This window comes from Acidovorax sp. JMULE5 (assembly GCF_013376875.1).
Taxonomy (GTDB): Bacteria; Pseudomonadota; Gammaproteobacteria; order Burkholderiales; family Burkholderiaceae_C; genus Acidovorax; species Acidovorax facilis.
The window spans coordinates 2,289,673-2,313,597 of the sequence record NZ_CP035951.1 but is presented as its reverse complement, the minus strand read 5'-3'; the positions used below and the strand labels follow the sequence as shown (position 1 = coordinate 2,313,597).

Here is a 23,925-nt window from a genome sequence, read left to right as displayed (position 1 = left end):
GCATGGCCCTGGGCATGAAGGGTGCGCGGCGGTGGCCGTCCACTGCCCCCCGGTTGACGAGCCAGAAGTTGCCATGCAGCCCACACCCGCTGTGACTTCCCGCCTTCTGCACCGCATCGCTGCACTGTGCGTGGCATGGGCCGCGCTGGGTTGTTTGCCACAGGCTGTGGGCCAGCCTGCGGCCACTCCGGCAGCGGCCACTGCGCCCTACAAGCTGCGCATCGTGGGTGGCCTGGCAGGTATCAACCAGTACATCCGGCAGGAAGAGCCCTTCTGGAGCAAGGAGCTGCTCCGCTTGAGCGGCGGCCGGTTCGACGCTGAAATCGTGCCCTTTGACCGCGCCGGTGTGCCTGGTACCGAAATGCTGCGCCTGCTGCAGCTGGGTGTGGTGCCTTTTGGCACCACGCTCATGAGCTCGTTCACGGCCCAGTACCCGGAGTACACCGCACCCGACCTGGCGGGGCTGAACCCCGACATTGCCACGCTCAAAACCACGCTGGCGGCGTTTCGCCCTTACCTGGAGAAGAGTCTGCGTGACCAGCACGGCGTGGAAGCGCTGGCGGTGTATGTGTATCCGGCCCAGGTGGTGTTTTGCAGGAAGCCCCTGCGCGGGCTGGCCGATCTGGCCGGGCGCCGCACGCGCGTGTCGTCATCCACCCAGGCGGATTTTGTCGGGGCGCTCGGCGGCATTCCGGTGTTGACCGGCTTCGCGCAGATCGTGCCCAGCCTTACGGCGGGCAATACCGAGTGCGCCATCACCGGCACCATGTCGGGCAACACGCTGGGGCTGCATACCATGACCTCCCATGTGCATGCGCTGCCAGTGACCTGGGGACTGGCGGTGTTCAGTGCCAACAAGGCCGCCTGGGAGGCACTGCCGCCCGATCTGCGTGCCCTGCTGCGGCGCGAGCTGCCCCGGCTGGAGGCCGCCATCTGGGAGGAGTCCGAGCGCGAAACCTCCGACGGCATGGCCTGCAACCGTGGCATCCCCGCCTGTGTGGGGGGACGCAAGGGCAGCATGGTGGTGGTGCCGGTGTCTGCGCAGGATGAACGCAGCCGCCAGGAGATCCTTGCCTCCACCGTGCTGCCGCGCTGGGTGCAGCGCTGCGGGCCGCGTTGCGCCCAGGTGTGGAACCAGACGATCGGTCCCGTCCGTGGCCTGGCTGCGGCCCCGGCGAAATGAGGGATACCACGACCCCACTGCGCATCAGGGCCTTTGTATGGGCCGGGGCGGCGGTGTTCATTGCGGCGGTGGTGCTGGTGTCTGCCGCGCTGGTATGGAACGCCCGCAAGGTGGCGCTGGACGATTACGAAGCCCAGGCCACCCGTTTTGTGGCGGGTGCCGAAGCGGCGCTCAATCGTTCCCTGCTGGCGGTGGACGTGCTGCTGGCCAGCATGGACGAACTGCTGGGCCTGTCGGGTTCGATGAGCGAATGGGTGGACCCTGACCTTGCAAGCCAGCGCCTGCGCAGCTCCGCCCGGCAGAACCTGATGGTGCGCTATGTGGCGCTGCTGGACGCGAACGGCAAGACCATCGCCTCTTCCGATGCGGCCGGCAGCGCGCTGCCGCTGCAGCTGCCTCCCGGTTTTCTGGCGTCTGTGCTGGAGCAGCCCGTTTCTACCCTGATGATCAGTCCGCCGGTGGTGAGCTTTGCCACCGCCGAGCGCGTGCTGTATTTTGCGCGCCACCTGCGCATGGCCGACAGCTCCCTTGTGGTTGCCATTGCCGAATTGCCGGTGGGGGCGCTCAGCTCGGTGCTGGTCCAGGGTGTGGACATCACAGGCCTGCAAGTGACGCTGGAGCGCGCCGGAGGGCTGCTGCTGCTGAGTGCGCCCAACCGCGAAGAGGCGATCACGCCCGTGCTGTCCCCGCCACTGCAGGAGGTGGCCGCCCTGGGACAGGCGTGGAAGGCCCCCGCCCGCTTGAGTGGCGAGCCGGCGCTGGTGGTCTACCGGCCCATCCTGTACCAGGACCTGCGCATCTCGGCGAGCATTCCGCTGCGCGATGCGCTGGCAGGCTGGCGCGACCAGCGCAACGCCATTGCACTGACGGGGCTGTTGTTTGTGGCCATGATCGTGGCAGCGGGCAACCTCGCGCTGCGCTACCTGGACCGCATGTCCCAGGCGCGGCTTGCCATTGCGCAGTCCAAGGCCACACTCGACCAGGCGCTGGAGTCGATGGTGAGTGGTTTTGTTCTGCTCGACGTCGAGCAGCGCGTGGTGCAGTGGAACAGCCGGTTTGAGGAAATTTTCCCGTGGCTGCGTGCCGTGATGGCGCCCATGGTGCCGTTTCGGCGCGTGATGGAGGAAACCGCCCGGCACCATCTGCCGCGCGCCAGCGAGGAAGAACGCATGCGCTGGGTGGAGCTGCGGCTGCTCAAGCAGAACCAGCACCATGAGCCCCATGAGCAGGTGCTGCCCAATGGCCGCACGATCCAGATCACCGAACGGCCCACGCCCGAGGGCGGTCTGGTCATCACCTACCACGACGTGACGGCCCTGCGCCGCGCCAGCGCCGAGATTGAGAGCCTGGCCTTCTACGACCCTCTGACCAATCTGCCCAACCGCCGGCTGCTGATGGACCGCATGCAGCAGGTGATCGCGGCCAGTGTGCGCAGCGGGCAGTACGGGGCCTTGCTGTTCCTGGATCTGGACCACTTCAAGACGCTGAACGACACCATGGGCCATGAGGTGGGCGACATGCTGCTGCGCCAGGTGGCAGAGCGCCTGAAGACCTGCGTGCGCCGCGAAGACACCGTGGCGCGCCTTGGGGGGGACGAGTTCGTGGTCATGCTGCACGAGCTGTCGCTGCACAGCGAAGAGGCGGCTGCCTATGCGCGCCGCGTGGGCGAAAAAATCCTGCGCACGCTCAACATGCCGTACTCGCTGGCCGGGCTCAGCCACCACAGCACGCCCAGCATCGGGGCCACGCTCATGGGCGGGGCGCTGCAGCCCTCGGTCGATTTGCTCAAACAGGCCGACATCGCCATGTACCAGGTCAAGTCGCAGGGCCGCAATGGGCTGTGTTTTTTCGACCCGCAGATGCAGATTGCCATCAGCGTGCGCGCGCAGCTGGAGGGGGACCTGCAGGCCGCGCTGGCCGCGCGGCAGTTCGCGCTGCACTACCAGCCCCAGTTCCATCTGGACGGGCGCATCGTGGGCGCCGAGGCGCTGATCCGCTGGATCCATCCCGAGCGCGGCCTTATTGCGCCGAGCGCCTTCATCGGCGTGGCGGAAGAAAGCGAACTCATCGTGCCCATGGGCCACTGGGTGCTGCGCACCGCGTGCGAGCAACTGGCGGCTTGGGAGAACGATGCCCGCTACCGGCATGTGCCGCTGTCGGTCAACGTGAGCGCCCGGCAGTTCCGCCAGCGCGACTTCGTGGCCCGCGTGGTGGAGGTGCTGCGCGAGACCGGCGCGCGGCCCCACCTGCTCAAGCTGGAGCTGACCGAGTCGCTGGTGCTGGACAACGTGGACGACACCATTGCCAAGATGGGCCTGCTCAAGACCAAGGGTGTGCGCTTTTCGGTGGACGACTTCGGCACGGGCTACTCGTCGCTGGCCTACCTAACGCGGCTGCCGCTGGACCAGCTCAAGATCGACCAGTCCTTTGTGCGCAACCTGGGTGTGCGGCACACCGACGACGTGATCGTGCAGACCATCATCGGCATGGCGCGCAACCTGGAGCTGGATGTGATTGCCGAAGGTGTGGAAACCGCACAGCAGAAAGCCCTGCTGGCAGACTATGGTTGCCAGCTCTTTCAGGGTTATTTGCTGGGTATGCCCGGGCCGGTATCGGAGCTTGAAGTCCTGTTGCAGCAGGCCGCAACACAAGCCTCGGCCGAAGGCGCAGCAGGCTGACCCCGCCTGTCTCTATCGCCGCGACGACACCACGATCCCGCCCACGATCAGTGCGAATGCCACACCGTGGAAAAGCTGTGGCGTTTCCCCTAAAAAGGCGGCCGACAGGATGCCCGCAAACAGCGGGGTGAGGTTCACGAAGAAGCCCGCCACCGCAGGCCCGGCGCGCTCCACCCCCACGCCCCAGCAGCGATAGGCCAGCACGGCGGGGCCCACGGCGATGAAAGCCAGCGCTGCGATCAGCGGCCAGCCCCATGCGATGTGGGTGTGGCCCATCGCCCATTCCACGCCCGCGAAGCTGCCCGACCATGCCAGGCCAAACACCATCTGCGCCATCAAAAAAGCGGCCCAGTCGCTCCGGATGCGGGCGGGCTCGCTGGTGCGCGACAGCAGCCAGCTGTAGAACGCCCACGAGATGGTGGCCAGCAGCATGAACACATCGCCTGGCACGAGGCGAAAAGCCAGCAGCTGCGACCATTCGCCCCGGCTGAGCACCAGCAGCACGCCACACATCGACAGCAGCGCGCCCAGCAGTTGCCGCCGCGTGACCGTCGCGCCAAAGAACAGCGCCCCCACGGCCAGCATCCACACCGGCATGCTGGAGCCCACCAGCGTCACGTTGATGGGCGTGGAAGTCTGCAGCGCCATGTACTGCAGCGCGTTGTACAGGCCAATGCCGAGCAGCCCCAGCAGTGCATAGCGGCGCCAGTGGGGCCACAGCGGGCTGTCCTTGCGCAGCACGTTGTACGCGAGCGGCAGCAGGATGAAGAAAGCCAGCACCCAGCGGATGAAATTGAGCGTGATGGGCGGGATCAGGTCGTGCACCAGCCGGCCTGTGACGGCGTTGCCAGCCCACAGCAGCGGTGGTATCACCAGCAGCGCCGCCGTACCGGGCGTGAGTCTTTGAGTCATGGGCTGCACTGTAACGGTGCAGGGCAGGACAAGGCTTTCAGATTCATGGCAGGATGGCCGCCGTTTGTCTCGCCCGTTACAGGCCCCATCCATGCCCGTTGGGGACCCGTTCAACACCCGTTATCCAGGAGCGTTTTGCCATGAGCCTTGCCGTCCAGATCCGCCAGCACGGTGGTCCCGAAGAACTTCACATCGTTGACGTCACCGTGGGCGAGCCCGGCCCCGGCGAGATCCGCATCCGCCACCACGCCATCGGCCTGAACTTCATCGACGTGTACCACCGCACGGGGTTGTACCCCCTGAACATGCCCGCCACCATCGGCATGGAAGGCGCGGGCGTGGTCGAAGCCGTGGGCGAGGGCGTTGCGCACCTGAAGGTGGGCGACCGCGCTGCCTACGCCAGCCAGCCCCCCGGCGCTTATTGCGAAGTGCGGGTGATGCCCGCCAAGTGTGTGTGCAAGCTGCCCGATGCCATCAGCTTTGAGACGGGCGCGGCCATGATGCTCAAGGGCCTGACGGCGCAGTACCTGCTCAAGAAGACGCTGCCCGTGGAAGGCCTGCAGCCCGGCGACCATGTGCTGTTCCACGCTGCTGCGGGTGGGGTAGGCCTGATCGCCAGCCAGTGGGCCAAGGCGCTGGGCCTGCAGCTCATCGGCACGGCAGGCACCGATGCCAAGTGCCAGCTGGCCCTGGCCAACGGCGCAGCGCATGCCATCAACTATCAAAAAGAAGATTTCGCAGCCCGGGTCAAAGAGATCACCGGCGGCAAGGGCGTGAAGGTGGTGTACGACTCGGTGGGCAAGGACACCTGGGACAAGTCACTCGAATGTCTGCGTCCCTTTGGCCTCATGGCCAGCTTCGGCAACGCCTCGGGCCCCGTGGCACCGTTTGCGCCGGGTTCGCTGGGCGCCAAGGGCTCGCTCTACGTCACGCGCCAGACGCTGTTCACCCACATCGCCACGCGCGAAAGCACGCAGGCCATGGCCGACGACCTGTTTGCCGTGGTGGCCAGTGGGCAGGTGAAGATCCATATCGACCAGCGCTACCCACTGGCCGACGTGCAGCAGGCGCACCGCGACCTGGAAGCACGCAAGACCACGGGCTGCACCATCCTCACGCTGTGACAGCCTCCTCCCCCGGCGCATCGTTCGACCAGTGGCTGGCGGGCGCGCGGCAACTGGCGCACCAGCCCGCCCGCCAGCCACGCCAACCCCTGCGGGTGGCGGGGCAGGTGGTAGGGTCGGTGGAGGAAGGTTTTTTAAGCAAAATAAGCCTCCAGCGCTTATTGGATAAGCGCTACCAGTTATCAATTGGTGAGCATGGCGGCGGCGCCATATGGAGCCTGCACCTGCCGCCCGAAGCGGCCTCTGATACCAACGTCAACACCACCACCGACGCCCTGAACACCCTGGCCGAAGCGTTGCGCGACGCAGGCCTGTGTGGCCCGTGGCGCAACGAGCAACTGGCGGTGACCAACCCCAGCGGCGAAGCCGTGGGCACCGTGGAGCGGGGTGCCGTGCGTGTGCTGGGCATCACCACCTGCGCCGTGCACCTGGTGGGCCTGGCGCCCGATGGGCGCATGTGGGTGCAAAAGCGTTCGCTGAACAAACCCAACGACCCGGGCCTGTGGGACACGCTGATGGGCGGCATGATCTCGGCCGCCGACTCCTTGCCCCAAGCCCTGGTGCGCGAGACCTGGGAGGAAGCCGGGCTGCATGTGCACACCCTTGCCGACGTGGCGCACGTTGGCCATGTGCTGTTCAGCCGCCCCAGCAGCGAGGGGGGCGGCGCGGGGTACATGGTCGAGCGCATCGACTGGTTCCGCGCCGTGGTGCCCGAGGGCATGGCGCCCGACAACCAGGACGGCGAGGTCGACGAGTTTGCGCTGCTGTCCTTGGAAGAGGTGCGCGCGCAGGTTGCCCAGGGGCTGTTCACGCTGGAAGCTGGTTTGGTGATTGCGGGCTTCCTGGGGCTGTGACAGGCGCGTTGGGTGCTGTCAGGCAGCCCAGACCCAACAGCGTGGCCTGTGCGGCCGCGTCCAGCGGCGTGTGGGGCTCTTCGCCCAGCACGGCACGCAGCGGGTCGTTGGCCATGCGCACCGGTTGCCTCCACAGGTAGCGCATCTCCCGCAGTTCACGCAGCGTGGCCACAAACGGCGAGGCGAGTGTGACCAGCCACCACGGAAAGGCCCGCACGTGCGGGGCCGCACCACCGTGTGCCACCACGGCGCGGCCAATCGCGGCGGCCATCTGCGTGCCGTCAGCGTCCCAGTGCCCGGCCATGTGAAAGCGTGCAAACGCGGGCAGCGTGGCGCGGCGCTCCAGCAACTGCACCATGGTGCGCGCCACGTCGGGCAGGTATGACCATTGGTGGCCCACGCCGGGTGCACCGGGCAGGTTCACCGCCTTCACGGGCTGGCCGGGCTTGACGAGGCCTTGCGAGAACCAGCTGTTGCCCACCTGGGGCCCAAAGTAGTCCCCCGCCCGCACGATGAGCACGCGGCAGGTGCCCGCACTCAGCGGGTGGGGCTGGGTCGCCTGCTGCAGGCGCCGCTCCAGCTCCACGCGCACAGCGCCCTTGCGGGTGTGGGGGTGCTGCGGTGAGTCCTCGCGCAGCACCGGAAACGCGTCGGGCCCGTAGTTGTAGATCGTGCCGGGCAGCACCACGGTGGCACCCACTGCGGTGGCCGCCGCAATGGTGTTGTCGATCATGGGCAGCACCAGCTCGCTCCAGCGCCGGTAGCCGGGCGGGTTGACCGCGTGCACGATCACGTCGCAGCCTGCGGCAGCGGCCACCACGTCCTCGCGCCGCATCGCGTCGCCGCGAATCCAGGCCATGCCGTCGCGTTGCTCCCCGGCCTGCGCCACGCCCCGGTGCAGTGCGCGCACCTGCCATCCCCGGTCGCGCAGCTGCCGCGCCACTTCGCCACCGATGCCCCCGGTCGCGCCGAGAACCAGAACCGTATTGCCTGCGTTTGCCATGTTTTGCTCCAAAAAAAGTGGTGATGGATGCAGTGTGGTCGCGGGCGTTGTGAAATGGAATTGTCGAAAATCAGTGCATGGCTATACATTTATGTATGACACCACCTGCACACAAAGACATTGGCTGGGAGCTGTACCGCTCGTACCTGGGCGTGGTGCAAGAGGGATCGCTCTCGGGCGCAGCCCGCGCGCTCGGGGTGACACAACCCACGGTGGGGCGCCACATTGCGGCGCTGGAGCAGGCGCTGGGACTGGTGCTGTTCACCCGCTCGCAGCAGGGCCTGCTGCCGACCGAGGCGGCGCTGGCGCTGCGCCCCTACGCGCAAGCCATGGGCCACACCGCCGCTGCCCTGGTGCGCGCAGCCGACAGCCATGGCGACGGCGTGCGGGGCACAGTGCGGGTGACGGCCAGCGAGGTGATCGGCGTGGAGGTGCTGCCGCCGATCCTGGCGCAACTCCAGGCTGAACACCCGGCGCTGACGGTGGAACTGGTGCTCAGTAACCGCGTGCAGGACCTGCTGCAGCACGAGGCCGACATCGCCATTCGCATGACCGAGCCCCGCCAGGAGGCGTTGATTGCCCGCCGCGTCGGTAGCATTCCCTTGGGACTGCACGCCCACCCCAGCTACTTGCAGGTGCACGGCGTGCCCGAGACGCAGGCCGACCTCGCCCACCACCGCCTAATTGGTTTTGACGCAGAAACGCCCTTTTTGCGCGCCGCGCAAAAGGCGGTGCCCGCGTGGCGGCGCGACCAGTTTGCAGTGCGCAGCGACAGCGATGTGGCGCAACTGGCTTTCATGCGCGCCGGGGGCGGCATTGGCGTTTGCCAGGTGGCACTGGCGCGCCGTAGCACCCCGGCGCTGGTGCATGTGTTGCCACAGCAGTTTGTGTACGGGCTGGAAACCTGGGTGGTGATGCACGAAGACCTGCGCGCCAGCCCGCGCTGCAAGGTCACGCTGGATGCGTTGTGGACGGGGCTGCAGCGCTACGTGGCGGACGTGGAGTGACGGCGAGACAACGCCGCACAGCGGCGGGGGTGAGGTGTTGCTATAAAAATAATAGCTTTTAGCGCTTATGGATAAAGCGCTAGAGACCAGAAAAGGCTTGAATTTCTGCTGAAGGCGCTTCTCAAGCCTGGTCCGCCATCGCCCGCAGCCGGCTGGGCGCCAGCGCGCCGGCCGACTCCAGGATGGGATACGCCACCGAGCACAGCAGCGAGTTGATGCGCTTGAGTTCGCTGATCAGATCAATGTGCAGCGAACTGGTCTCGATGCTCTGCACCGTGTTGTCCGACAGGCGCGCCAGGTGGGTGGCGGAATACGCGTGTTCCAGGTCGCGAAAGCGGGCTTTTTCTTCGAGCAGCTTTTGCGCATCGCGCACGCTGCCGTTGAGGAACACGCTCATCGCCAGGCGCAGGTTGTCGATCAGGCGGGCGTGCAGTTCGTTGATTTCTTCCATGCCGGCCTCGGAGAACTGGCGGCCCTTCTTGATCTTCTTGTCTTCGATGTCGATCAGCACGCGCTCGATGATGTCGCCGATCTGCTCCATGTTGATCGTGAAGCTGATGATGTCGGCCCAGCGCCGGCCCTCGCGCTCGTCCAGCGCCTCGCGCGAGATCTTGGTCATGTAGTACTTGATGGCCGAGTACAGGCCGTCCACCTCGTCGTCCAGTTTGCGCAGGTCCTGCGCCAGCTGCAGGTCGTCGGTGCGGATCACCTTGTGCAGGCCCAGCAGCATGGATTCGACCACGTCAGCCTGGTGCAGGGCCTCGCGCGCGGCGCACGAGATGGCCAGCGAGGGCGTGGCCAGGGCGGAGGGGTCCAGGTGCTGGGGGCGGGTGCCCGCAGCCTGCGCCTTTTCCTGCGGCAGCAGGCGTTGCACCACGCGCGCCACCGTGCCTGTCAGGCCGATGCAGATGATGCCCACCACCACGTTGAAGGCCAGGTGGAACAGCACCACCAGCGCTGCGGTTTCGGGCACGTAGGGGCGCACATGCTGCAGCCACAGCCCGGTGAGCGGCGTCATGATGATGACGCCAATGATCTTGAAGAACAGGTTGCCCAGTGGCACCTGGCGCGTTTGCACGTTGGCCTTCATGGTGGTCAGCACCGCCAGTACGCCGCTGCCGAGGTTGGCACCCAGCACCAGGCCCAGCGCCACGTCGGGCGGGATGCCGCCGGAGCCTGCCAGCGCGGCGGTGAGCAGCACGGTGGCGAGGCTCGAATAGGCCACGATGGCCAGGATGGCGCCGGTGAAGATCTCCAGCAGCAGGTCGCTGGTCAGCGCCCCGAGCAGCGTACGCACCGTGGGTGACTGGGTGAGCACCGTGGTCGATTCGGTGATGAGGCGCAGCGCCAGCAGCATCAGCCCCAGGCCGATCAGCACCCTGCCCACCCGACCCACGGCCGTGTCCTTGCGCGAGATGAACAGAACCACACCCGCGAAGATGAACAGGGGCGACAGCCAGGACAAATCCATCGAGAACACCACCGCCATCACGCTGGTGCCCACGTCGGCGCCCAGCATCACGGCCAACGCGGCGGGCAGGCCCACCAGGCCCTGGCCCACGAAGGAGGACACGATGAGCGCCGTGGCCGTGCTCGACTGCACCACGGCGGTCACCCCGATGCCCGACAGCACGGCCGTGAACCGGTTGCTGACGCTGTGCGCGATCAACTGGCGCAAATTGGCGCCAAAGACACGCAGGATGCCGGTGCGCACCAAGTGGGTGCCCCAGATCAGCAGCGACACCGCTGCCAACAGATTCAAGAGATGCTTCATGAAAAACCGTTGTTTCTTCTTCTTGTGTCCACCCAAACGAGCATGCGCCATGCACTGCACCGACGCAAGCGTTAAAGCTGGCGCCCGTGCAGGGAAGCGGTTTCATTCATTTCTGTGCCCGTAGGCGGCGGCAGGCGGGGAGGCATGCGCCTGGCTGCTCGGCTTCCGGGATGAAGAGCGCGCAGAAAATACTGCGGCACCCGGATCATTTGTCACAAAACTGACATATAAGCATACTCCTGATTGAGGAGTTGTGCAGCGATGACCCTGTCGCGGCTGGGTGCTCGGCGGTGGTGGTCGCGTCGCCAGGGCCCGCTTTTTTTTCAGTCGATCAGCTGCCCGCCGTCATGAAACGGGTAGGGCCCCGCGTACTGGCCGCTGGCCACCGTGTGGCTGACCAGCCGCCCGCCTGCGGGCAGGGCGTGCAGCGCAAAACCGGGCGGCTCTAGCATCCAGGCCGATGCGGCGTCGGGCGCCAAGTCCAGCCGCACCTGGTGCGCGGGCGATGGCACGGTGGCCGCGATGGTGCCGCCAAACCGCACCTGGATGGCCCGGTGCAGGTGCCCGCAGATCACACGCTCCACCTGCGGGTGGCGGGCCACGATGGCTTCGAGCGCATCGGCGCCTTCGCGCAGGCCGATGTCGTCCATGTGGCCAATCAGCGTGCGAAACGGTGGGTGGTGCATGGCGATCACCACCGGGCGGCTGGTGTGGCGTGCCAGCTCTGCCTCCAGCCATTGCAGGCGCTCTGCGCACAGGCTGCCCTCGCTGGCGCCGGGCACCACGGTATCGAGCGCGATGAGCTGCATGCCGCCTACCGGCACGCTGTACTGGATGAAGCCCTCGGACCCCAGGTAGTGGTGCTGCGGAAAGCTCGCGCGCATCTGCTCGCGGCTGTCGTGGTTGCCGGGCAGCAGGTACACCGGCATGTTCAGCGGCGCCAGCAGGGCGCGCAGGTGCTCGTATTCGGCGGCGCGGCCAAAGTCTGTCAGGTCGCCAGTGATGACGGCGGCATGGGGCGCCTGCGGCAGCCGGTTCACGCTGGCCACGGCCTCGGCCAGATAGGGCGCGGTATTGATGCGGCCATAGGCCAGGCGGCCGGGCTCGCGGATGTGGGGGTCAGACAGTTGGAGCAGCAGTGTGGTGGTCATGGCTAAAAAGGCGGTGCAGGTGGTTTAGGGATGACCTGCATAACTCCCTGCGGTCTGTGATAGCGCGGCCTCGGGCGGTTCGCTGCGTTGCTTTTCTTGCCAATAGCCCGGCTATTGGCTGCCAAAAGACGCCTTGCGCCCCATCCCGATCCGCACTACCACCGCCTCGCGAGGGTTATGCAGGACATCCTTAGGGCTGGTTGGGGTCAGTCGCTGGTTTCGTGGCAGGGCATGAGGCGCTCGGGGGCAATGCGCACGCCCACGGTGTCGCCCTTGCTGGCGGGGTGGTCGCGCGGCACATCGGCCATCAGCGGGGGCTGGTCGGGCAGGGCCAGCACCAGTTGCACGCGGTCGCCCAGAAAGCTGCGGCGCGTGACTTCGGCCTGGCCCCAGCCAGATTGAAGGGCCGACACCTCGATGTCTTCAGGCCGCACGAGCAAGGCCGTGTGGGCCTGCACGGCGGCAGGGCAGGGCAGAGGCAGCCCACCCAGCATCAACACGGCCTGGGCGCTTGCGGCGGCGTCCCGCTGGAGCCGGTTCACGCGGCCCAGAAACTGCGCCACAAAGGGGTGGGTGGGCGCGCGGTACAGCGTCTCGCCATCGCCCACCTGCACGATCTGGCCCGCGTGCATCACCGCCAGGCGGTCGGCAATGGCCAGGGCTTCTTGCTGGTCGTGCGTGACGTGGATGGCGGTGATGTGCAGGCGCCGCAGCAGGTCGGCCAGTTCGTCGCGCAGAGACTCCTTGAGCTTGGCATCCAGCGCGGTCAGGGGCTCGTCCAGCAGCAGCACGCGGGGGCGCACCGCCACGGCACGGGCCAGGGCCACACGCTGGCGCTGGCCGCCGGAGAGTTCGGCTGGGCGCTTGTGCTCCAACCCTTGCAGGCGCACCAGATCCACCAGCTCGCCCACGGTGCGGCGGCGCTCGGCCTCGGGCACGCCGCGGATCTTGAGGCCGTAGCCGATGTTGGCTGCCACCGTCATTTGCGGGAACAAGGCGTAGTGCTGGAACACCATGCCGATGCCACGCTGCTCGATGGGCAGGCGCGTCACATCGGTGCCACCAAAGGCAATGCGACTGCCTTCATCGGGCGCCTCCAGCCCGGCAATCAGGCGCAGCAGTGTGGTCTTGCCGCAGCCCGAGGGCCCCAGCAGGGCGACGACCTCGCCAGGCTCCACAGTGAGGTCGGTCGGCCGCAGGCCCCGCGTGCCGTCAGGGTAGGTTTTGGCGCATTGGGTTATCTCCACGCGCGTGCGTTCAAGTTCCATGGTGTTTTTCGATCAGGGTGCCGACGGCCTGCAGGCCCCACAGCACGGGCAGGATGACGATAAGGAAGATCAGCGTGTAGGCAGAGCCGATCTCGATGCGCATGGAGGCATAGCTGTCGGCCAGGCCCACGGGCAGGGTGCGGGTGAGCGGGGTGTGTAGCATCCAGGTAAGGTTGAATTCGCCCACCGACAGCGTGAACACCATCAGGCTGCCCGCCACAATGGCGGGCAACACGGCGGGCACCAGCACCCCCAGAAATCGCTGCCCAAAGCTGGCGCCCAGCGAGCGTGCCGCCTCTTCCAGCGAGAGCAGTTCCTTGCGCTGGAACGCAGCACCCACGGTGCGCACCATGAACGGCAAGGTGAACACCATGTGCCCCACCAGGATGAACGCAAAGCTGGTGCGAAAGCCGTGCAGCGTGCCGTAGGCCAGGATCAAGGCCAGCGCGCTGGCCAGGCCGGGCACGGCCACCGGCAAGGTCAGCAGTTCTTCAAACAGGCGTGCGGCGCGCGAGCGGCTGCGCGCCAGCGCATAGGCACAGGGCACCCCGATCAGCAGGTTGCCCAGCACACACAGCAGCGCAAGGCCCAGCGACCAGCCCACGGTGCCGCCGTACAGGTCCCACACCTCGTGCAGCCAGCGTGTGGTGAGCCCGCTGGAAATGCCAGTGCTGTAGTTGTTGACGAGCCCCGCCATCACCGACAGCGCGATGGGGGCGAGCATGAACGCCGCCACCAGCGCCGTGAGCGCCAGCAGGGGGAAGGAGGCTTGTTGGGTCGTGCGCATGGTGGTGGTTACGCCCCGGCAGCCGGTGCCGGGCCCGCAACACGGCGGGACAGCCACAGCACCACCCAGGTGATGAGCCCCAGGGTGATCGACAGGCTGGCGGCCAGTGCAAAGTTGGCGTAGTTGGTGAACTCGTTGTAGATGGTGATGGGCAGCACCTCGAACTTGCTGGACAGCGTGAACGCGGTGCCAAACGCGCCCATGGCCGTGGCGAACACAATGGCCCCGCACGACAGCGTGGTGGGCGCGAGTTCGGGCACCCACACGTCACGCACCACCCGCCAGCGCGGCGCGCCCAGCGAGCGGGCGGCTTCTTCCAGTGCCGCATCCATGGCCCCGGCCGCCGCTGTGTAGGTCGCAACGGCCCGTGGCAGCGAGAAGTACAGATAGGCCAGGAACAGCCCGGCCAGGCCGTAGGCAAACGTGATGCGGCCCAGGCCCAGCGCGTCCGTCAGGTCGGCCACCAGGCCTTGGCGGCCACCGAGCAAGATCATGAAAAAACCAATGATCACGCCTGGAAACGACAGCGGCAACGTCAGCAGCGACAGCAGCAGCTGCCGCCCTGTAAAACGGTGCCGCGCCAGCGTGATGCCCACGGCCGCGCCCAGCACCAGGGTGGCCAGCGTCACCGCCAGGGACAGCCCCAGTGTCTGCAGCAGGCTTTGCAGGTAGCGCGGGTGGGTGAGCACCACAAAGTAGGTCTCCCAGCCCTTGCTGGCGGGCAGCGCAATCAGCTGCACGATGGGCAGCAGCCAGAACGCAGCAAAGAACGCCACGGCCGGTGCGGTACACGCCAGCAGCAGCGCGCGGGATGGAGCAAAGCTGTTGTGGCGCATGTGCATCTCTCCAGTTCGCCCCGGCTTACTGGGCTTCTTTCAGGTAGCGGTCCGAGAAGGCCTTCTGCACTGCGGCCATCTTGCTGTAGTCCACCGTTTTGGCACGTGCGTATTCGCTGGCAGGCAGGAAGCGGGCCTGCACCTCCTTGGACATGGCGCTGGCGCGCACGGGGCGCAGGTAGGCATTGGCCCACAGCGCCTGGCCTTCGTCCGACAGCACAAAGTCCAGCACCTTCTTGCCGTTGTCGGCGTGCGGCGCGTTGGCCACCAGGCTCATCACGTAGGGCACCACCACCGTGCCTTCAGTGGGGATCACAAACTGCACATTGGCCTTGTCCTTGTACTTGGCGCGGTAGGCGTTGAAGTCGTAGTCCAGCAGGATCGCGATCTCGCCCGACAGTACACGGGCGTAAGACGTTTGCTTGGGAACGATGGGCTCGTTCTTCTGCAGCGCCTTGAAGTAGTCGATGCCAGGGCCGAAGTTGTCCAGCGTGCCGCCGCGCGCCTGGTTCACTGCCACAGCGCCCACATAGCCCACGAAGGCCGATGCCGGGTCCAGGTAGCCGATGAGGCCCTTGTAGTCGGGCTTGAGCAGGTCGGCCCAGGACTGCGGCACGGGCTTGCCCTTGAGTGCATCCACATTGACCATGAAGCCCAGGGTGCCCGAGTGGATTGTGAACCAGTGGCCTGCAGGGTCCTTCAGGCCATCGGGAATCTCGGCCCATGCAGCGGGCTTGTAGGCGGCCACCACGCTGTCCTTTTGCGCCTGGATGGCGAAGGTCACGCCCAGGTAGGTTACATCCGCCACGGGGCTGGCTTTTTCTGCCACCAGCTGGGCCAGCGATTGGCCGGAGTTCTTGTTGTCTGGTGGCACGGTGATGCCGGTCTTTGCCTTGATGGCCTTGATCTGGCTGCCCCAGTCGGCCCATTCGGGCGGGCAGTTGTAGCAGATGGCGTTTTGCGCCATGGCCGTGGCACCGGCGGCCAGGCCCCAGGCCAGCAGCGTGGCGCGGGTGAAGTTTTTCAGGGTGGTTTTCATGGATCAGCTCCTTGGGTTCAGGTGAGGGGAGGAACAAGGGAAGAGGCGGGCGGTGCGCAGGACTCGCCAGCACGGAACTGGTGCGCCAGCGTCAGACCCATGTCGGGCCCCAGCGGGTTGCCGCTGGCCACGGCCTGGGCCAGCAGCTCCACGCTGTGGCGGCCGATGTCGGCATTGGGTTGCACCACGGTGCTCAGCTGCGGAGTGAGGTCTTGCCCCAGCGCAATGCCGTCGAAGCCCACCACGCTCAGGTCGCGCGGCACCGCCAGGCCCGCCAGGTGCGCGGCGCGGATGCTGCGGATGGCCAGCAGGTCGTTGGAACACACCAGGGCCGTGGGGCGGTCTTGGCTGTTCAGGGCTTCGCCCAATACCTCTGGCGCAGCGGCCACGAAGGGCACCTGCAACACAGGCTGGGCCCGCAGGCCTGCCTGCTCCATGCCGCGCGCGTAGCCCCGGCAGCGTTGTTGCGCGCGGTCAGAGGCGCTGAGCAGCCCGCTGACCATGGCGATGCGGCGGTGCCCCAGCGTGGCCAGATGGGTCACCACGTCGGCCACAGCCAGCTCGCTGTTCACCGACACGCAGGGGTGATCGGGGTGGTGGTTGTAGGCCAGCACATAGGGCAGACCCACCTCGGCCAGCCGCTGCAGTGCGGTGGAGGTGGCGGGGTTCGAAACCACCAGGATCATCCCGTCTACGTTGCCCGCCAGCAGCAGGTTCACGGCGCGGTCTTCCTGGTCCAGACGGTAGTCGGTGGTGAACGGCGAGATGGCGTAGCCACCCGCTACGGCGGCCTGGGCAATGCCTTCCAGGCATTCGGCAAACACGGGGTTGGTGAGTGTAGGCAACACCACGCCCAGCACGCGGCTGCGCTGGGTGCGCAAGGTGCGCGCGCTGGCGTTGGGCAGATAGCCCAGGGTGCGGGCGATGTTCTCCACATGCTCGCGCGTGGCCGGGGCCACTTTGTCAGGCACGTTGAAAACACGCGACACGGTGGCAACCGACACACCGGCCTCGCGGGCGACTTCCAGAATGCTCATGGCAGTTTGGTGCAATACGTTGGATGTAAACGTTTACATTGCAACCGCTGACCGTGACATGCGCATGACACGGCATGCGATAAGAGCAACTGGCGCTACAAAGCAAACAGCCCGCACGAGGCGGGCTGTTGCAAGGCTTGCAGGGGGGATGCCGGTGGCGTCAGCGCTCGCGCCGCACGCGAAGCAGCTCATCCAGAATGAGACACGCTGCCCCCAGCGTGATGGCCGAATCCGCCACGTTGAACGCCGGAAAGTGCCAGCCGCTCACATGGAAGTCCAGAAAGTCCACGACATAGCCGTGCATCAGCCGGTCCACCACATTGCCCACCGCGCCGCCCAGAATGCTCGACAGCGCAAAGCCGAAGAGCTTTTGCCCCGGGTGGGCACGCAGCTGCCAAACGATGAAGATCGTGGCTGCCACGCCGATGCCGGTGAACAGCCACCGTTGCCAGCCCCCCGCGTTCGACAGGAACGAAAACGCAGCACCCGTGTTGTGCGCCCGCACGATGTTGAAGAAGCTGGTGATGAACGTGGAATCGCCCAACTGGTAGTGGTTGAGGATCAGGGTCTTTGTGATCTGGTCGACCACCACAAGCACCACAGCCCAGGCCAGCCAGGGCCACATGCTCGCGCCGGAACGCCCGGCCTGCGATGTGCGGTCCATCAGGCGTGCTCCCGGCTCTCGCCGTCGCCGTAGAGGTTGCTGGTGCAGCGGCCGCAGATTGTCGGGTGGGCGGCGTCCTGCCCTACATCGCTGCGGTAGTGCCAGCAGCGCTCGCATTTGGCATCAGAACTGGGCTTGACGCTTATCTGTAATGCGCTACCAGCTATCAATTCGATAGCAGATGTGATGAACACGAACTTGAGGTCATCGCCCAGGCTGGCCAGCAGCGCATGGTCTTCAGGCGCCGCCGTGAGGGTAACGGTGGCCTGCAGGGACGAGCCCACTTTGCCATCGGCGCGCAGTGCTTCGATCTCCTTGTTCACCGCATCGCGGATCTCGCGGATGCGCGACCACTTGGCCAGCAGGCCTTCATCGGCACCGGCACCCACGCCTGCCACGTTGCCGTAAGTCTCCAGGAAGATGGAGTCGGAAGTACCGAACACCTTCCACGCCTCTTCGGCCGTGAACGACAGGAACGGCGCCATCCAGCGCAGCATGGCGTGCGTGATGTTGTAGAGCGCGGTCTGCGCACTGCGGCGGGCCAGGCTCTTGGGTGCTGTGGTGTAAAGGCGGTCCTTGAGTACGTCGAGGTAAAAGCCGCCCAGGTCTTCCGAGCAGTACAGCTGCAGCTTGGCCACCACGGGGTGGAACTCGTACACCTTGTAGTGCGCCAGCACCTCGGCCTGGAACTCGGATGCGCGGGTGAGCGCGTAGCGGTCGATCTCCAGCATCTGCTCAAACGGCACGGCGTCCTTGGTCGGGTCGAAGTCGCTCACGTTGGCCAGCAGGAAGCGCAGCGTGTTGCGGATGCGGCGGTAGGCGTCCACTACGCGCGCCAGGATCTTCTCGTCGCCTGCGATGTCGCCCGAGTAGTCGCTGGCGGCCACCCACAGGCGGATGATCTCGGCGCCCAGCTTCTTGTTGATCTCCTGCGGGTCGATGCCATTGCCCAGCGACTTGCTCATCTTGCGGCCCTGGCTGTCCACGGTGAAGCCATGGGTCAGCAGGCCGCGATAGGGCGCGCGGCCTTCCAGCGCCGATGCCAGCAGCAGCGAGCTGTGGAACCAGCCCCGGTGCTGGTCGTGGCCTTCCAGGTACAGGTCGGCCTCGGGGCCGGTGTCGTGGTGCACCTCGGGGTGCGTGCCGCGCAGCACATGGCTGAAGGTGGAGCCGGAGTCGAACCACACTTCGAGGATGTCGGTGCTCTTGGTGTAGTGGGGCGCGTCGGCCGCACCCAGGATTTCTTCGGTCGTCACGCGGCTCCAGGCCTCGATACCGCCCTTTTCCACGATGTCGGCGGCCTGGTCCATGATTTCCATGGTGCGCGGGTGCAGTTCGCCCGAATCCTTGTGCAGAAAGAAAGGGATGGGCACGCCCCAGCTGCGCTGGCGCGAGATGCACCAGTCGGGCCGCCCGGCGATCATGTCGTGCAGGCGGGCCTTGCCGTTTTCGGGGTAGAAACTGGTGTGCTCGATGGCATCCAGCGCGATCTGGCGCAGCGTCTTGGCGGGCTTCATGCCGGGCTGGGTGAACACGCCTTCGCCCTCGTCCATGCGCACAAACCACTGGGCGGCCGCGCGGTAGATCACCGGTGTCTTGTGGCGCCAGCAGTGGGGGTAGCTGTGCGTGATGTCCTTGGTGGTCATCAGGCGGCCTGCGTTGCGCAGGGCTTCGATGATCACGGGCACGGCCTTCCAGATGTGCTGGCCGCCAAACAGCGGGAAGTCCGCCGCGTAGGTGCCATTGCCCTGCACGGGGTTCAGGATGTCGTCCAGTGCCATGCCATGCGCGCGGCAGGAGTTGAAGTCTTCCAGGCCGTAGGCAGGGGAGGAGTGCACGATACCCGTGCCGTCGTCGGCTGTGGCGTAGTCGGCCAGGTACACGGGCGAAAGGCGGCGGTAGCCAAAGCTGCCGTCCTCGCTGGCCACGTCGTACAGCGGGTGTTCGAATTCCAGCCCGCCCAGGTTCTTGCCCAGGGTGGTGGCCAGCACGCTGCCGGTGAGGCCGTAGCGCTCCAGGCACGATGCCACCAGCGGCTCGGCCACGAGCAGGATGCGCTCGCCCGTGTCCACCAGCGCGTAGCTGATCTCGGGGTTCAGGTTCAGCGCCTGGTTGGCAGGGATGGTCCAGGCAGTGGTGGTCCAGATGACGACGAAGGCGTCTTTGGACAGGCTACCGGAGGGGCCTTCCTGTCCTTGCAGCCCGAAGGCGGCGGCGAGCTTGGCAGGCTCATGCGACTTGAAGGCCACATCCAGCGTGGTGCTCTTCTTGTCCTGGTATTCGATCTCGAATTCGGCCAGCGACGAGCCGCAGTCAAAACACCAGTACACGGGCTTGAGGCCCCGGTACACAAAGCCGCGCTCCATCACGCGCTTGAAGGCGCGGATCTCGCCCGCTTCGTTGGCGGGGTTCATGGTCTTGTAAGGGTTGTCCCATTCGCCCAGCACGCCCAGGCGTTTGAAGTCCACCATCTGCTGCGCGATCTGCTCCGTGGCGAACGCGCGGCTCTTGGCCTGCATGTCGTCGCGGCTCAGGTTGCGGCCGTGTTTCTTCTCGATGGCGTTCTCGATCGGCAGGCCATGGCAGTCCCAGCCAGGCACGTACAGCGCGTCAAAGCCTTCGAGCTGGCGCGCCTTGGTGATCATGTCCTTCAGGATCTTGTTGACCGCGTGGCCCATGTGGATCTGGCCGTTGGCGTAGGGCGGGCCGTCGTGCAGGATGAACTTGGGCGCGCCCCGGCGGGCATCCCGCAGGCGCTTGTAGATGCCTTGGTCTTCCCAGTCCTTGACCCAGCCCGGCTCGCGCTTGGGCAGGTCGCCACGCATGGGGAAGGAGGTGTCGGGCAGGTTGAGGGTGCTGCGGTAATCCGTGGAAGGAGTGCTGGCGTTGTCGTCGGACATGAGGGAGCCTTAAAAACGGGGCATTCCGGGGCAAGGCCCGGAGCAAGAACGGGGTTGGAGCGCGAAGGATGGCGGGCCCGTCAGGCGGGCGCTGCGAGAAGCAGCTCCCTCAAATTCGGTCGCGGGTGGTCTGGCGCCGGGTTTCGGTGTGGTTGGGTGCCTGGGCCGAGGCAAAGTAGGCACGCGCGTCGGCGCAGTCTTTGGCGATGCCCTTCGTCAAGGCATCCAGACCGTCGTATTTCAGCTCGTCGTGCAGTTTGTGTAGCAGTTCCACGCGCACGATTTTACCGTACGCCCCCTCGGGCCCCAGATCGGCGGGCCACTGGAGGCAATGGGTTTCCAGCAGCACGCGCCCGCCGTTGACGTCGTTCGGGTCCAGCGAGGGGCGCACGCCCAGGTTGGCCACCCCTGATAAAGGCTCGGCGGCAAGGCCATGCACCAGCACGGCAAAGATGCCGCTGGCGGCAGGCTTCCAGTGCGCAAACCGCAGGTTCAGAGTGCGAAAGCCGTCGCCTGCACCGGCGGCGGTAGCACCCAATTCGCGCCCGAGCTTGCGGCCATGCACCACATGGCCGCTGATGGTGTAGGGCCGTCCCAGCAGGCGTGCCGCAGCTTCCATGTCGCCTGCGGCCAGCGCCTGGCGCACGGCGGAACTGGACACGCGCAGCCCATGCACCTCGTAGCTGTTCATGCGCGCTACGTCGAAGCCCTTGGCTTGCCCGGCCGCGTCCAGCATGGCGTAGTCGCCCGCTCGCTGGCGGCCAAAGCGGAAATCGTCGCCCACCAGCACGTACCGGGCCCCCAGACCACGCACCAGCACCTCGTCGATGAAAGCGTCGGGCGACTGGGCGGCCAGCCGCGCGTCAAACGGCAGCACCACGGTCTGCTGCACACCGCAGCGGGCCAGTTCGGTGAGCTTGTCGCGCAGGGTGCCGATGCGTGCGGGCGCCAGCTCGGGCTTGTGGTGGGCGCCCGCGAAGTAGTCGCGGGGGTGGGGCTCGAACGTCAGCACGCAGCTTTCCACGCCCCTGTGTGCAGCCTCGCTGTTCAGCAAGGCCAACATGGCCTGGTGGCCCCGGTGCACACCATCGAAATTGCCGATGGTCAGCGCACAGGCATTGGCAATGCCAGGGTGGTGGAAGCCGCGAAAGATCTTCATCGGTTTGTTATCTTTTTGATAGCAGCATGCGCAAGTCCATCAAGCGCAGGACGCCAATTTGTCATGAAAACGGAGTATATTGTGACCCACGGCTGGCCCCGCGCAGGGCTGCCCGCGAGACATCTGCGTTCCGATCCTTGTGTACTTTGTGTTCCAGGAGGCGTGTTTTGAAGGTCTTGAAGCTGTCAGCCCAAGGGCTGCCCCAATCGTGGATTTCGCTGGAGCAGGCGGTGATTCATTACGCCGCCGGGGAAGTGCGCTGGGAGTCTGGTGCACAGATTGCCCGCTTCCGGGGCGGGCACAACGCCATATCAGGTGAGCAATCGGTGATCGCCATCAACAGCATCATCGGCACCAAGGGCGTGCCCAGCATTAACCCGTTCGAGCTCAAGCCCAGCCTGACCAACAGCAAGCTCTTTGCCCGCGACCGCAATGTGTGCGCCTACTGCGGCGGGCATTTTCATGAGGAAGACCTGACGCGCGAACACATCGTGCCGTTTGCCCGCAACGGGCAGGACCACTGGATGAACGTGGTTACCGCTTGCCGCCCTTGCAACCACCGCAAGGGCCCGCGCACCCCGGAGCAGGCGCACATGCCACTGCTGTATGCGCCCTATGTGCCGAGTCTGTGGGAGGACTTCATCCTGCGTAACCGGCGCATCCTGGCCGATCAGATGGAGTTCCTGATGGCCCACGTCCCCAAGTCCTCGCGTCTTTTGGCGTAGAGCGGCCAATACGACCCCGCTGGCGTCGTTGCTCCGTCTTGCCGTGAGGGCCTGCCAACCCTCTTTTCGGGGATCGCGTTGCCCGACCTGGGGGTGGGATGCAAGGCGCCGGTGCGCAGCAAGGTAGGCACCTTGCAAGCGCGGGCAACGCCGCAGACGGCCCCCAGGCCGGGCAACCCGAAGGGAAGGCCCCTGCGGGCGCGCCACTCGTCGTTCCGCTCCTTACGTGTGCAAGAGCGCACGCGGCGTCGCGCGCCTAGATTGGCACGCTCGCAAGGGCCTTCGCGACCCCGAAAAGAGGGTTGACAGGCCCTTCGTACTGTCTGCGACGGAGCGCCTAGCCATCGGGGCCGTCTTGACCGCTCTTGGGGGCGTGCTACACGGTGCAAAGACACGGTGCAGCGCCTATTCCTTTAGTAAGTCAGTTCCAGGAACACCAGGTGGCCGCTGGCAGCAGGCCAAGTCTGTCCCACCACGCGCTCGCCGTTGAACTCACCCGCAATGCTGCGCACCCCGCCCGCAGGCTTGACTTTGGTCGATGCCACGCCAGCACCGGCGGGCACACCGGCAGGTGGGGTGCCATCCAGCAGCATCTTGTCGCGTGCCGGGTCGAGGTAGCCGCGCGGGCGGCTCAGCGTCACAACGCTTTCGGCGCCTTTGTCCGCATCGGCCATGCGCTCTGCGCGCAGGTGGATGAGGTTGCTGCTGCGCGGAAAGCCGCTGCGGTAGATGTGGGTGGTGGCATAGCCGGGTGCGCTGATCACGAACTCGACGGGCGCGCCGTTGGGCACCGTCAGCGGTCCCCATTGGCCATCCGCCCCCACAGTCTTGCGCAGCAAGGCATTGCCCGCGCGGGCGCCCGTGGCGGCATCGGTGGCGTACACCTCCAGCTGGGCACCTGTCAGGGGCAGGTTGTTGCTGAAATTGCCGGTCTTTGCATCGGCCGGGTCCACGCCCAGGCCGGTGACCTTGCCGTTCAGCACCACCTGCTTTTCTGGGGCGATGGTGGTGACCTGCGGTGCCTTGCCGGTGATGAAGCGATGGGTGGCCTCAAAGGCTGCCGGAGAGAAGGAGGTCTCGCGGTGGTCGATGCGCGGGATCACCACGTTGACGGCGCCCTTGAGCTCGGGCCCGGCGGCCGTCACGTTGGTTGGCGTGCCTTTCTGGCCGATCCACAGGCCATCAGGCTGGGCGAACTTGTCGTTGTTGTCCGAGCGGATCGTCATCCATTTCACCGGGCCGCTCACCTCGTCGCCCGCCGCATTCTTTGGGGCATTCAGCCCTTTGAGGAACGGGCCGGTGCCCGAAAACTCGTTGCCTTCGCGGAAACCGGGAATCGCCCACACGCCGTGGTTCGGCGTGCCACCCAGGATGGCGTGGCTTACGGTCTTGTCGCCGCCGCCGTTGTAGATGTAGTTGCGAATGGCGTTGCCGCCGCGCGAGTTGCCCACCAGCACCACCCGGCTGGCGCCCGTGGCCTTGAGCACCTTGTCCACTTCGGCCTTGAGGTAGGCCATGTGCTCTGCGGCCGAGGTGCGGCCCGCCTGGGGTTTGGCGTCCTCATCACGCGACAGGGGGTAGGGCACGTCAATGGCGTGCAGGCGTTCGCGCGGCCAGCCGTTCGATTCAAACCGCCACACGGTGGTTTGCCACAGTGCGGCGGTGTCGCCGTTGCCGTGCACAAAGACGATGGGCGGCGCTTCGGCCAGGCTGGGACTCTTGGTGGCGCAACCGGCCAGGGCCAGGGTAGCTGCTGCAGCGGTTGCCAGCAGAAGAGATCGGCGTTGCAGCCAGAATTTGTTGTTCATGAAGGTGTCTCCGACA

The 23,925-nt window shown here is 66.2% G+C and carries 19 protein-coding genes; 6 read left to right on the top strand and 13 right to left on the bottom strand.

The features are described from left to right. The first annotated feature begins 73 nt into the window (after positions 1-73). On the top strand, positions 74-1,183 hold the full coding sequence (locus tag EXV95_RS10365; protein ID WP_255484974.1) for a TRAP transporter substrate-binding protein: 1,110 nt from the start codon (positions 74-76) through the stop codon (positions 1,181-1,183). Continuing rightward, positions 1,180-3,861 (top strand): EAL domain-containing protein, encoded by a 2,682-nt coding sequence (locus EXV95_RS10360; RefSeq protein ID WP_176886753.1) that lies wholly within the window; start codon positions 1,180-1,182, stop codon positions 3,859-3,861. The genes EXV95_RS10365 and EXV95_RS10360 overlap by 4 nt, the downstream gene beginning before the upstream one ends. A gap of 12 nt (positions 3,862-3,873) precedes the next feature. Here the strand turns inward: EXV95_RS10360 and EXV95_RS10355 are convergent, their stop codons facing one another. Next, positions 3,874-4,773 carry a DMT family transporter gene (locus tag EXV95_RS10355; RefSeq protein ID WP_176886752.1) on the bottom strand — a complete coding sequence of 300 codons (900 nt, stop codon included), beginning with the start codon at positions 4,771-4,773 and terminating at the stop codon, positions 3,874-3,876. A gap of 140 nt (positions 4,774-4,913) precedes the next feature. On the opposite strand from EXV95_RS10355, the gene EXV95_RS10350 reads away from it, so the two are divergent. Together EXV95_RS10350 and EXV95_RS10345 are read left to right on the top strand one after the other, a co-directional pair. Then, positions 4,914-5,897 (top strand): quinone oxidoreductase, encoded by a 984-nt coding sequence (locus EXV95_RS10350; protein WP_121505643.1) that lies wholly within the window; start codon positions 4,914-4,916, stop codon positions 5,895-5,897. Further along, on the top strand, positions 5,894-6,751 hold the full coding sequence (locus EXV95_RS10345) for an NUDIX hydrolase family protein (RefSeq protein ID WP_176886751.1): 858 nt from the start codon (positions 5,894-5,896) through the stop codon (positions 6,749-6,751). Before EXV95_RS10350 ends, EXV95_RS10345 begins: the two co-directional genes overlap by 4 nt. Here EXV95_RS10345 and EXV95_RS10340 read toward each other — a convergent pair. After that, entirely contained in the window at positions 6,705-7,754 is a 1,050-nt protein-coding gene (locus EXV95_RS10340; RefSeq protein WP_176886750.1) for an NAD(P)H-binding protein, read from the bottom strand. The genes EXV95_RS10345 and EXV95_RS10340 overlap by 47 nt on opposite strands. A 95-nt stretch (positions 7,755-7,849) precedes the next feature. On the opposite strand from EXV95_RS10340, the gene EXV95_RS10335 reads away from it, so the two are divergent. After that, positions 7,850-8,761, top strand: a complete 912-nt coding sequence (locus EXV95_RS10335) for a LysR family transcriptional regulator (RefSeq protein WP_176886749.1) — start codon at positions 7,850-7,852, stop codon at positions 8,759-8,761. Between the two features lie 121 nt (positions 8,762-8,882). Here the strand turns inward: EXV95_RS10335 and EXV95_RS10330 are convergent, their stop codons facing one another. The 10 genes from EXV95_RS10330 to EXV95_RS10285 form a co-directional block, all read right to left on the bottom strand. Beyond that, a complete protein-coding gene (locus EXV95_RS10330) occupies positions 8,883-10,535 on the bottom strand; it encodes a Na/Pi cotransporter family protein (protein WP_176886748.1) in 1,653 nt (550 codons plus the stop codon). A gap of 323 nt (positions 10,536-10,858) precedes the next feature. Further along, on the bottom strand, positions 10,859-11,686 hold the full coding sequence (locus tag EXV95_RS10325) for a phosphodiesterase (RefSeq protein ID WP_176886747.1): 828 nt from the start codon (positions 11,684-11,686) through the stop codon (positions 10,859-10,861). Between the two features lie 206 nt (positions 11,687-11,892). After that, on the bottom strand, positions 11,893-12,954 hold the full coding sequence (locus tag EXV95_RS10320) for an ABC transporter ATP-binding protein (RefSeq protein WP_176886746.1): 1,062 nt from the start codon (positions 12,952-12,954) through the stop codon (positions 11,893-11,895). Beyond that, positions 12,944-13,741, bottom strand: coding sequence for an ABC transporter permease (locus EXV95_RS10315; protein WP_176886745.1), 798 nt, complete (start codon positions 13,739-13,741; stop codon positions 12,944-12,946). Before EXV95_RS10315 ends, EXV95_RS10320 begins: the two co-directional genes overlap by 11 nt. A gap of 8 nt (positions 13,742-13,749) precedes the next feature. Then, positions 13,750-14,583, bottom strand: a complete 834-nt coding sequence (locus EXV95_RS10310) for an ABC transporter permease (protein WP_176886744.1) — start codon at positions 14,581-14,583, stop codon at positions 13,750-13,752. Positions 14,584-14,602: 19 nt separating this feature from the next. Further along, positions 14,603-15,616: an ABC transporter substrate-binding protein gene (locus tag EXV95_RS10305; protein WP_121420872.1), complete on the bottom strand. Its 1,014-nt coding sequence runs from the start codon at positions 15,614-15,616 to the stop codon at positions 14,603-14,605. 17 nt (positions 15,617-15,633) lie between these two features. Further along, positions 15,634-16,653 (bottom strand): LacI family DNA-binding transcriptional regulator, encoded by a 1,020-nt coding sequence (locus EXV95_RS10300; protein ID WP_176886743.1) that lies wholly within the window; start codon positions 16,651-16,653, stop codon positions 15,634-15,636. 160 nt (positions 16,654-16,813) lie between these two features. Further along, positions 16,814-17,317: a signal peptidase II gene (lspA, locus tag EXV95_RS10295; RefSeq protein WP_176886742.1), complete on the bottom strand. Its 504-nt coding sequence runs from the start codon at positions 17,315-17,317 to the stop codon at positions 16,814-16,816. Next, entirely contained in the window at positions 17,317-20,217 is a 2,901-nt protein-coding gene (ileS, locus tag EXV95_RS10290) for an isoleucine--tRNA ligase (protein WP_176886741.1), read from the bottom strand. The genes lspA and ileS overlap by 1 nt, the downstream gene beginning before the upstream one ends. Before the next feature lie 109 nt (positions 20,218-20,326). Further along, entirely contained in the window at positions 20,327-21,376 is a 1,050-nt protein-coding gene (locus EXV95_RS10285; RefSeq protein ID WP_176886740.1) for a bifunctional riboflavin kinase/FAD synthetase, read from the bottom strand. A gap of 167 nt (positions 21,377-21,543) precedes the next feature. Between EXV95_RS10285 and EXV95_RS10280 the strand changes: the two genes are divergently transcribed. Next, a complete protein-coding gene (locus tag EXV95_RS10280; RefSeq protein ID WP_055401504.1) occupies positions 21,544-22,101 on the top strand; it encodes an HNH endonuclease in 558 nt (185 codons plus the stop codon). Positions 22,102-22,514: 413 nt separating this feature from the next. Here EXV95_RS10280 and EXV95_RS10275 read toward each other — a convergent pair whose 3' ends face one another. Next, entirely contained in the window at positions 22,515-23,909 is a 1,395-nt protein-coding gene (locus EXV95_RS10275) for an alpha/beta fold hydrolase (RefSeq protein ID WP_176886739.1), read from the bottom strand. Positions 23,910-23,925: the final 16 nt, after the last annotated feature.

Coding starts and splice junctions, on each gene's coding strand:
- EXV95_RS10360 (WP_176886753.1), top strand. CDS start 1,180: ATGAGGGATACCACGACCCCACTGCGCATCAGGGCCTTTGTATGGGCC.
- EXV95_RS10320 (WP_176886746.1), bottom strand. CDS start 12,954: ATGGAACTTGAACGCACGCGCGTGGAGATAACCCAATGCGCCAAAACC.
- EXV95_RS10300 (WP_176886743.1), bottom strand. CDS start 16,653: ATGAGCATTCTGGAAGTCGCCCGCGAGGCCGGTGTGTCGGTTGCCACC.
- EXV95_RS10330 (WP_176886748.1), bottom strand. CDS start 10,535: ATGAAGCATCTCTTGAATCTGTTGGCAGCGGTGTCGCTGCTGATCTGG.
- EXV95_RS10340 (WP_176886750.1), bottom strand. CDS start 7,754: ATGGCAAACGCAGGCAATACGGTTCTGGTTCTCGGCGCGACCGGGGGC.
- EXV95_RS10285 (WP_176886740.1), bottom strand. CDS start 21,376: ATGAAGATCTTTCGCGGCTTCCACCACCCTGGCATTGCCAATGCCTGT.
- EXV95_RS10335 (WP_176886749.1), top strand. CDS start 7,850: ATGACACCACCTGCACACAAAGACATTGGCTGGGAGCTGTACCGCTCG.
- EXV95_RS10305 (WP_121420872.1), bottom strand. CDS start 15,616: ATGAAAACCACCCTGAAAAACTTCACCCGCGCCACGCTGCTGGCCTGG.
- EXV95_RS10315 (WP_176886745.1), bottom strand. CDS start 13,741: ATGCGCACGACCCAACAAGCCTCCTTCCCCCTGCTGGCGCTCACGGCG.
- EXV95_RS10365 (WP_255484974.1), top strand. CDS start 74: ATGCAGCCCACACCCGCTGTGACTTCCCGCCTTCTGCACCGCATCGCT.
- EXV95_RS10310 (WP_176886744.1), bottom strand. CDS start 14,583: ATGCACATGCGCCACAACAGCTTTGCTCCATCCCGCGCGCTGCTGCTG.
- lspA (WP_176886742.1), bottom strand. CDS start 17,317: ATGGACCGCACATCGCAGGCCGGGCGTTCCGGCGCGAGCATGTGGCCC.
- EXV95_RS10275 (WP_176886739.1), bottom strand. CDS start 23,909: ATGAACAACAAATTCTGGCTGCAACGCCGATCTCTTCTGCTGGCAACC.
- EXV95_RS10325 (WP_176886747.1), bottom strand. CDS start 11,686: ATGACCACCACACTGCTGCTCCAACTGTCTGACCCCCACATCCGCGAG.
- EXV95_RS10350 (WP_121505643.1), top strand. CDS start 4,914: ATGAGCCTTGCCGTCCAGATCCGCCAGCACGGTGGTCCCGAAGAACTT.
- ileS (WP_176886741.1), bottom strand. CDS start 20,217: ATGTCCGACGACAACGCCAGCACTCCTTCCACGGATTACCGCAGCACC.
- EXV95_RS10355 (WP_176886752.1), bottom strand. CDS start 4,773: ATGACTCAAAGACTCACGCCCGGTACGGCGGCGCTGCTGGTGATACCA.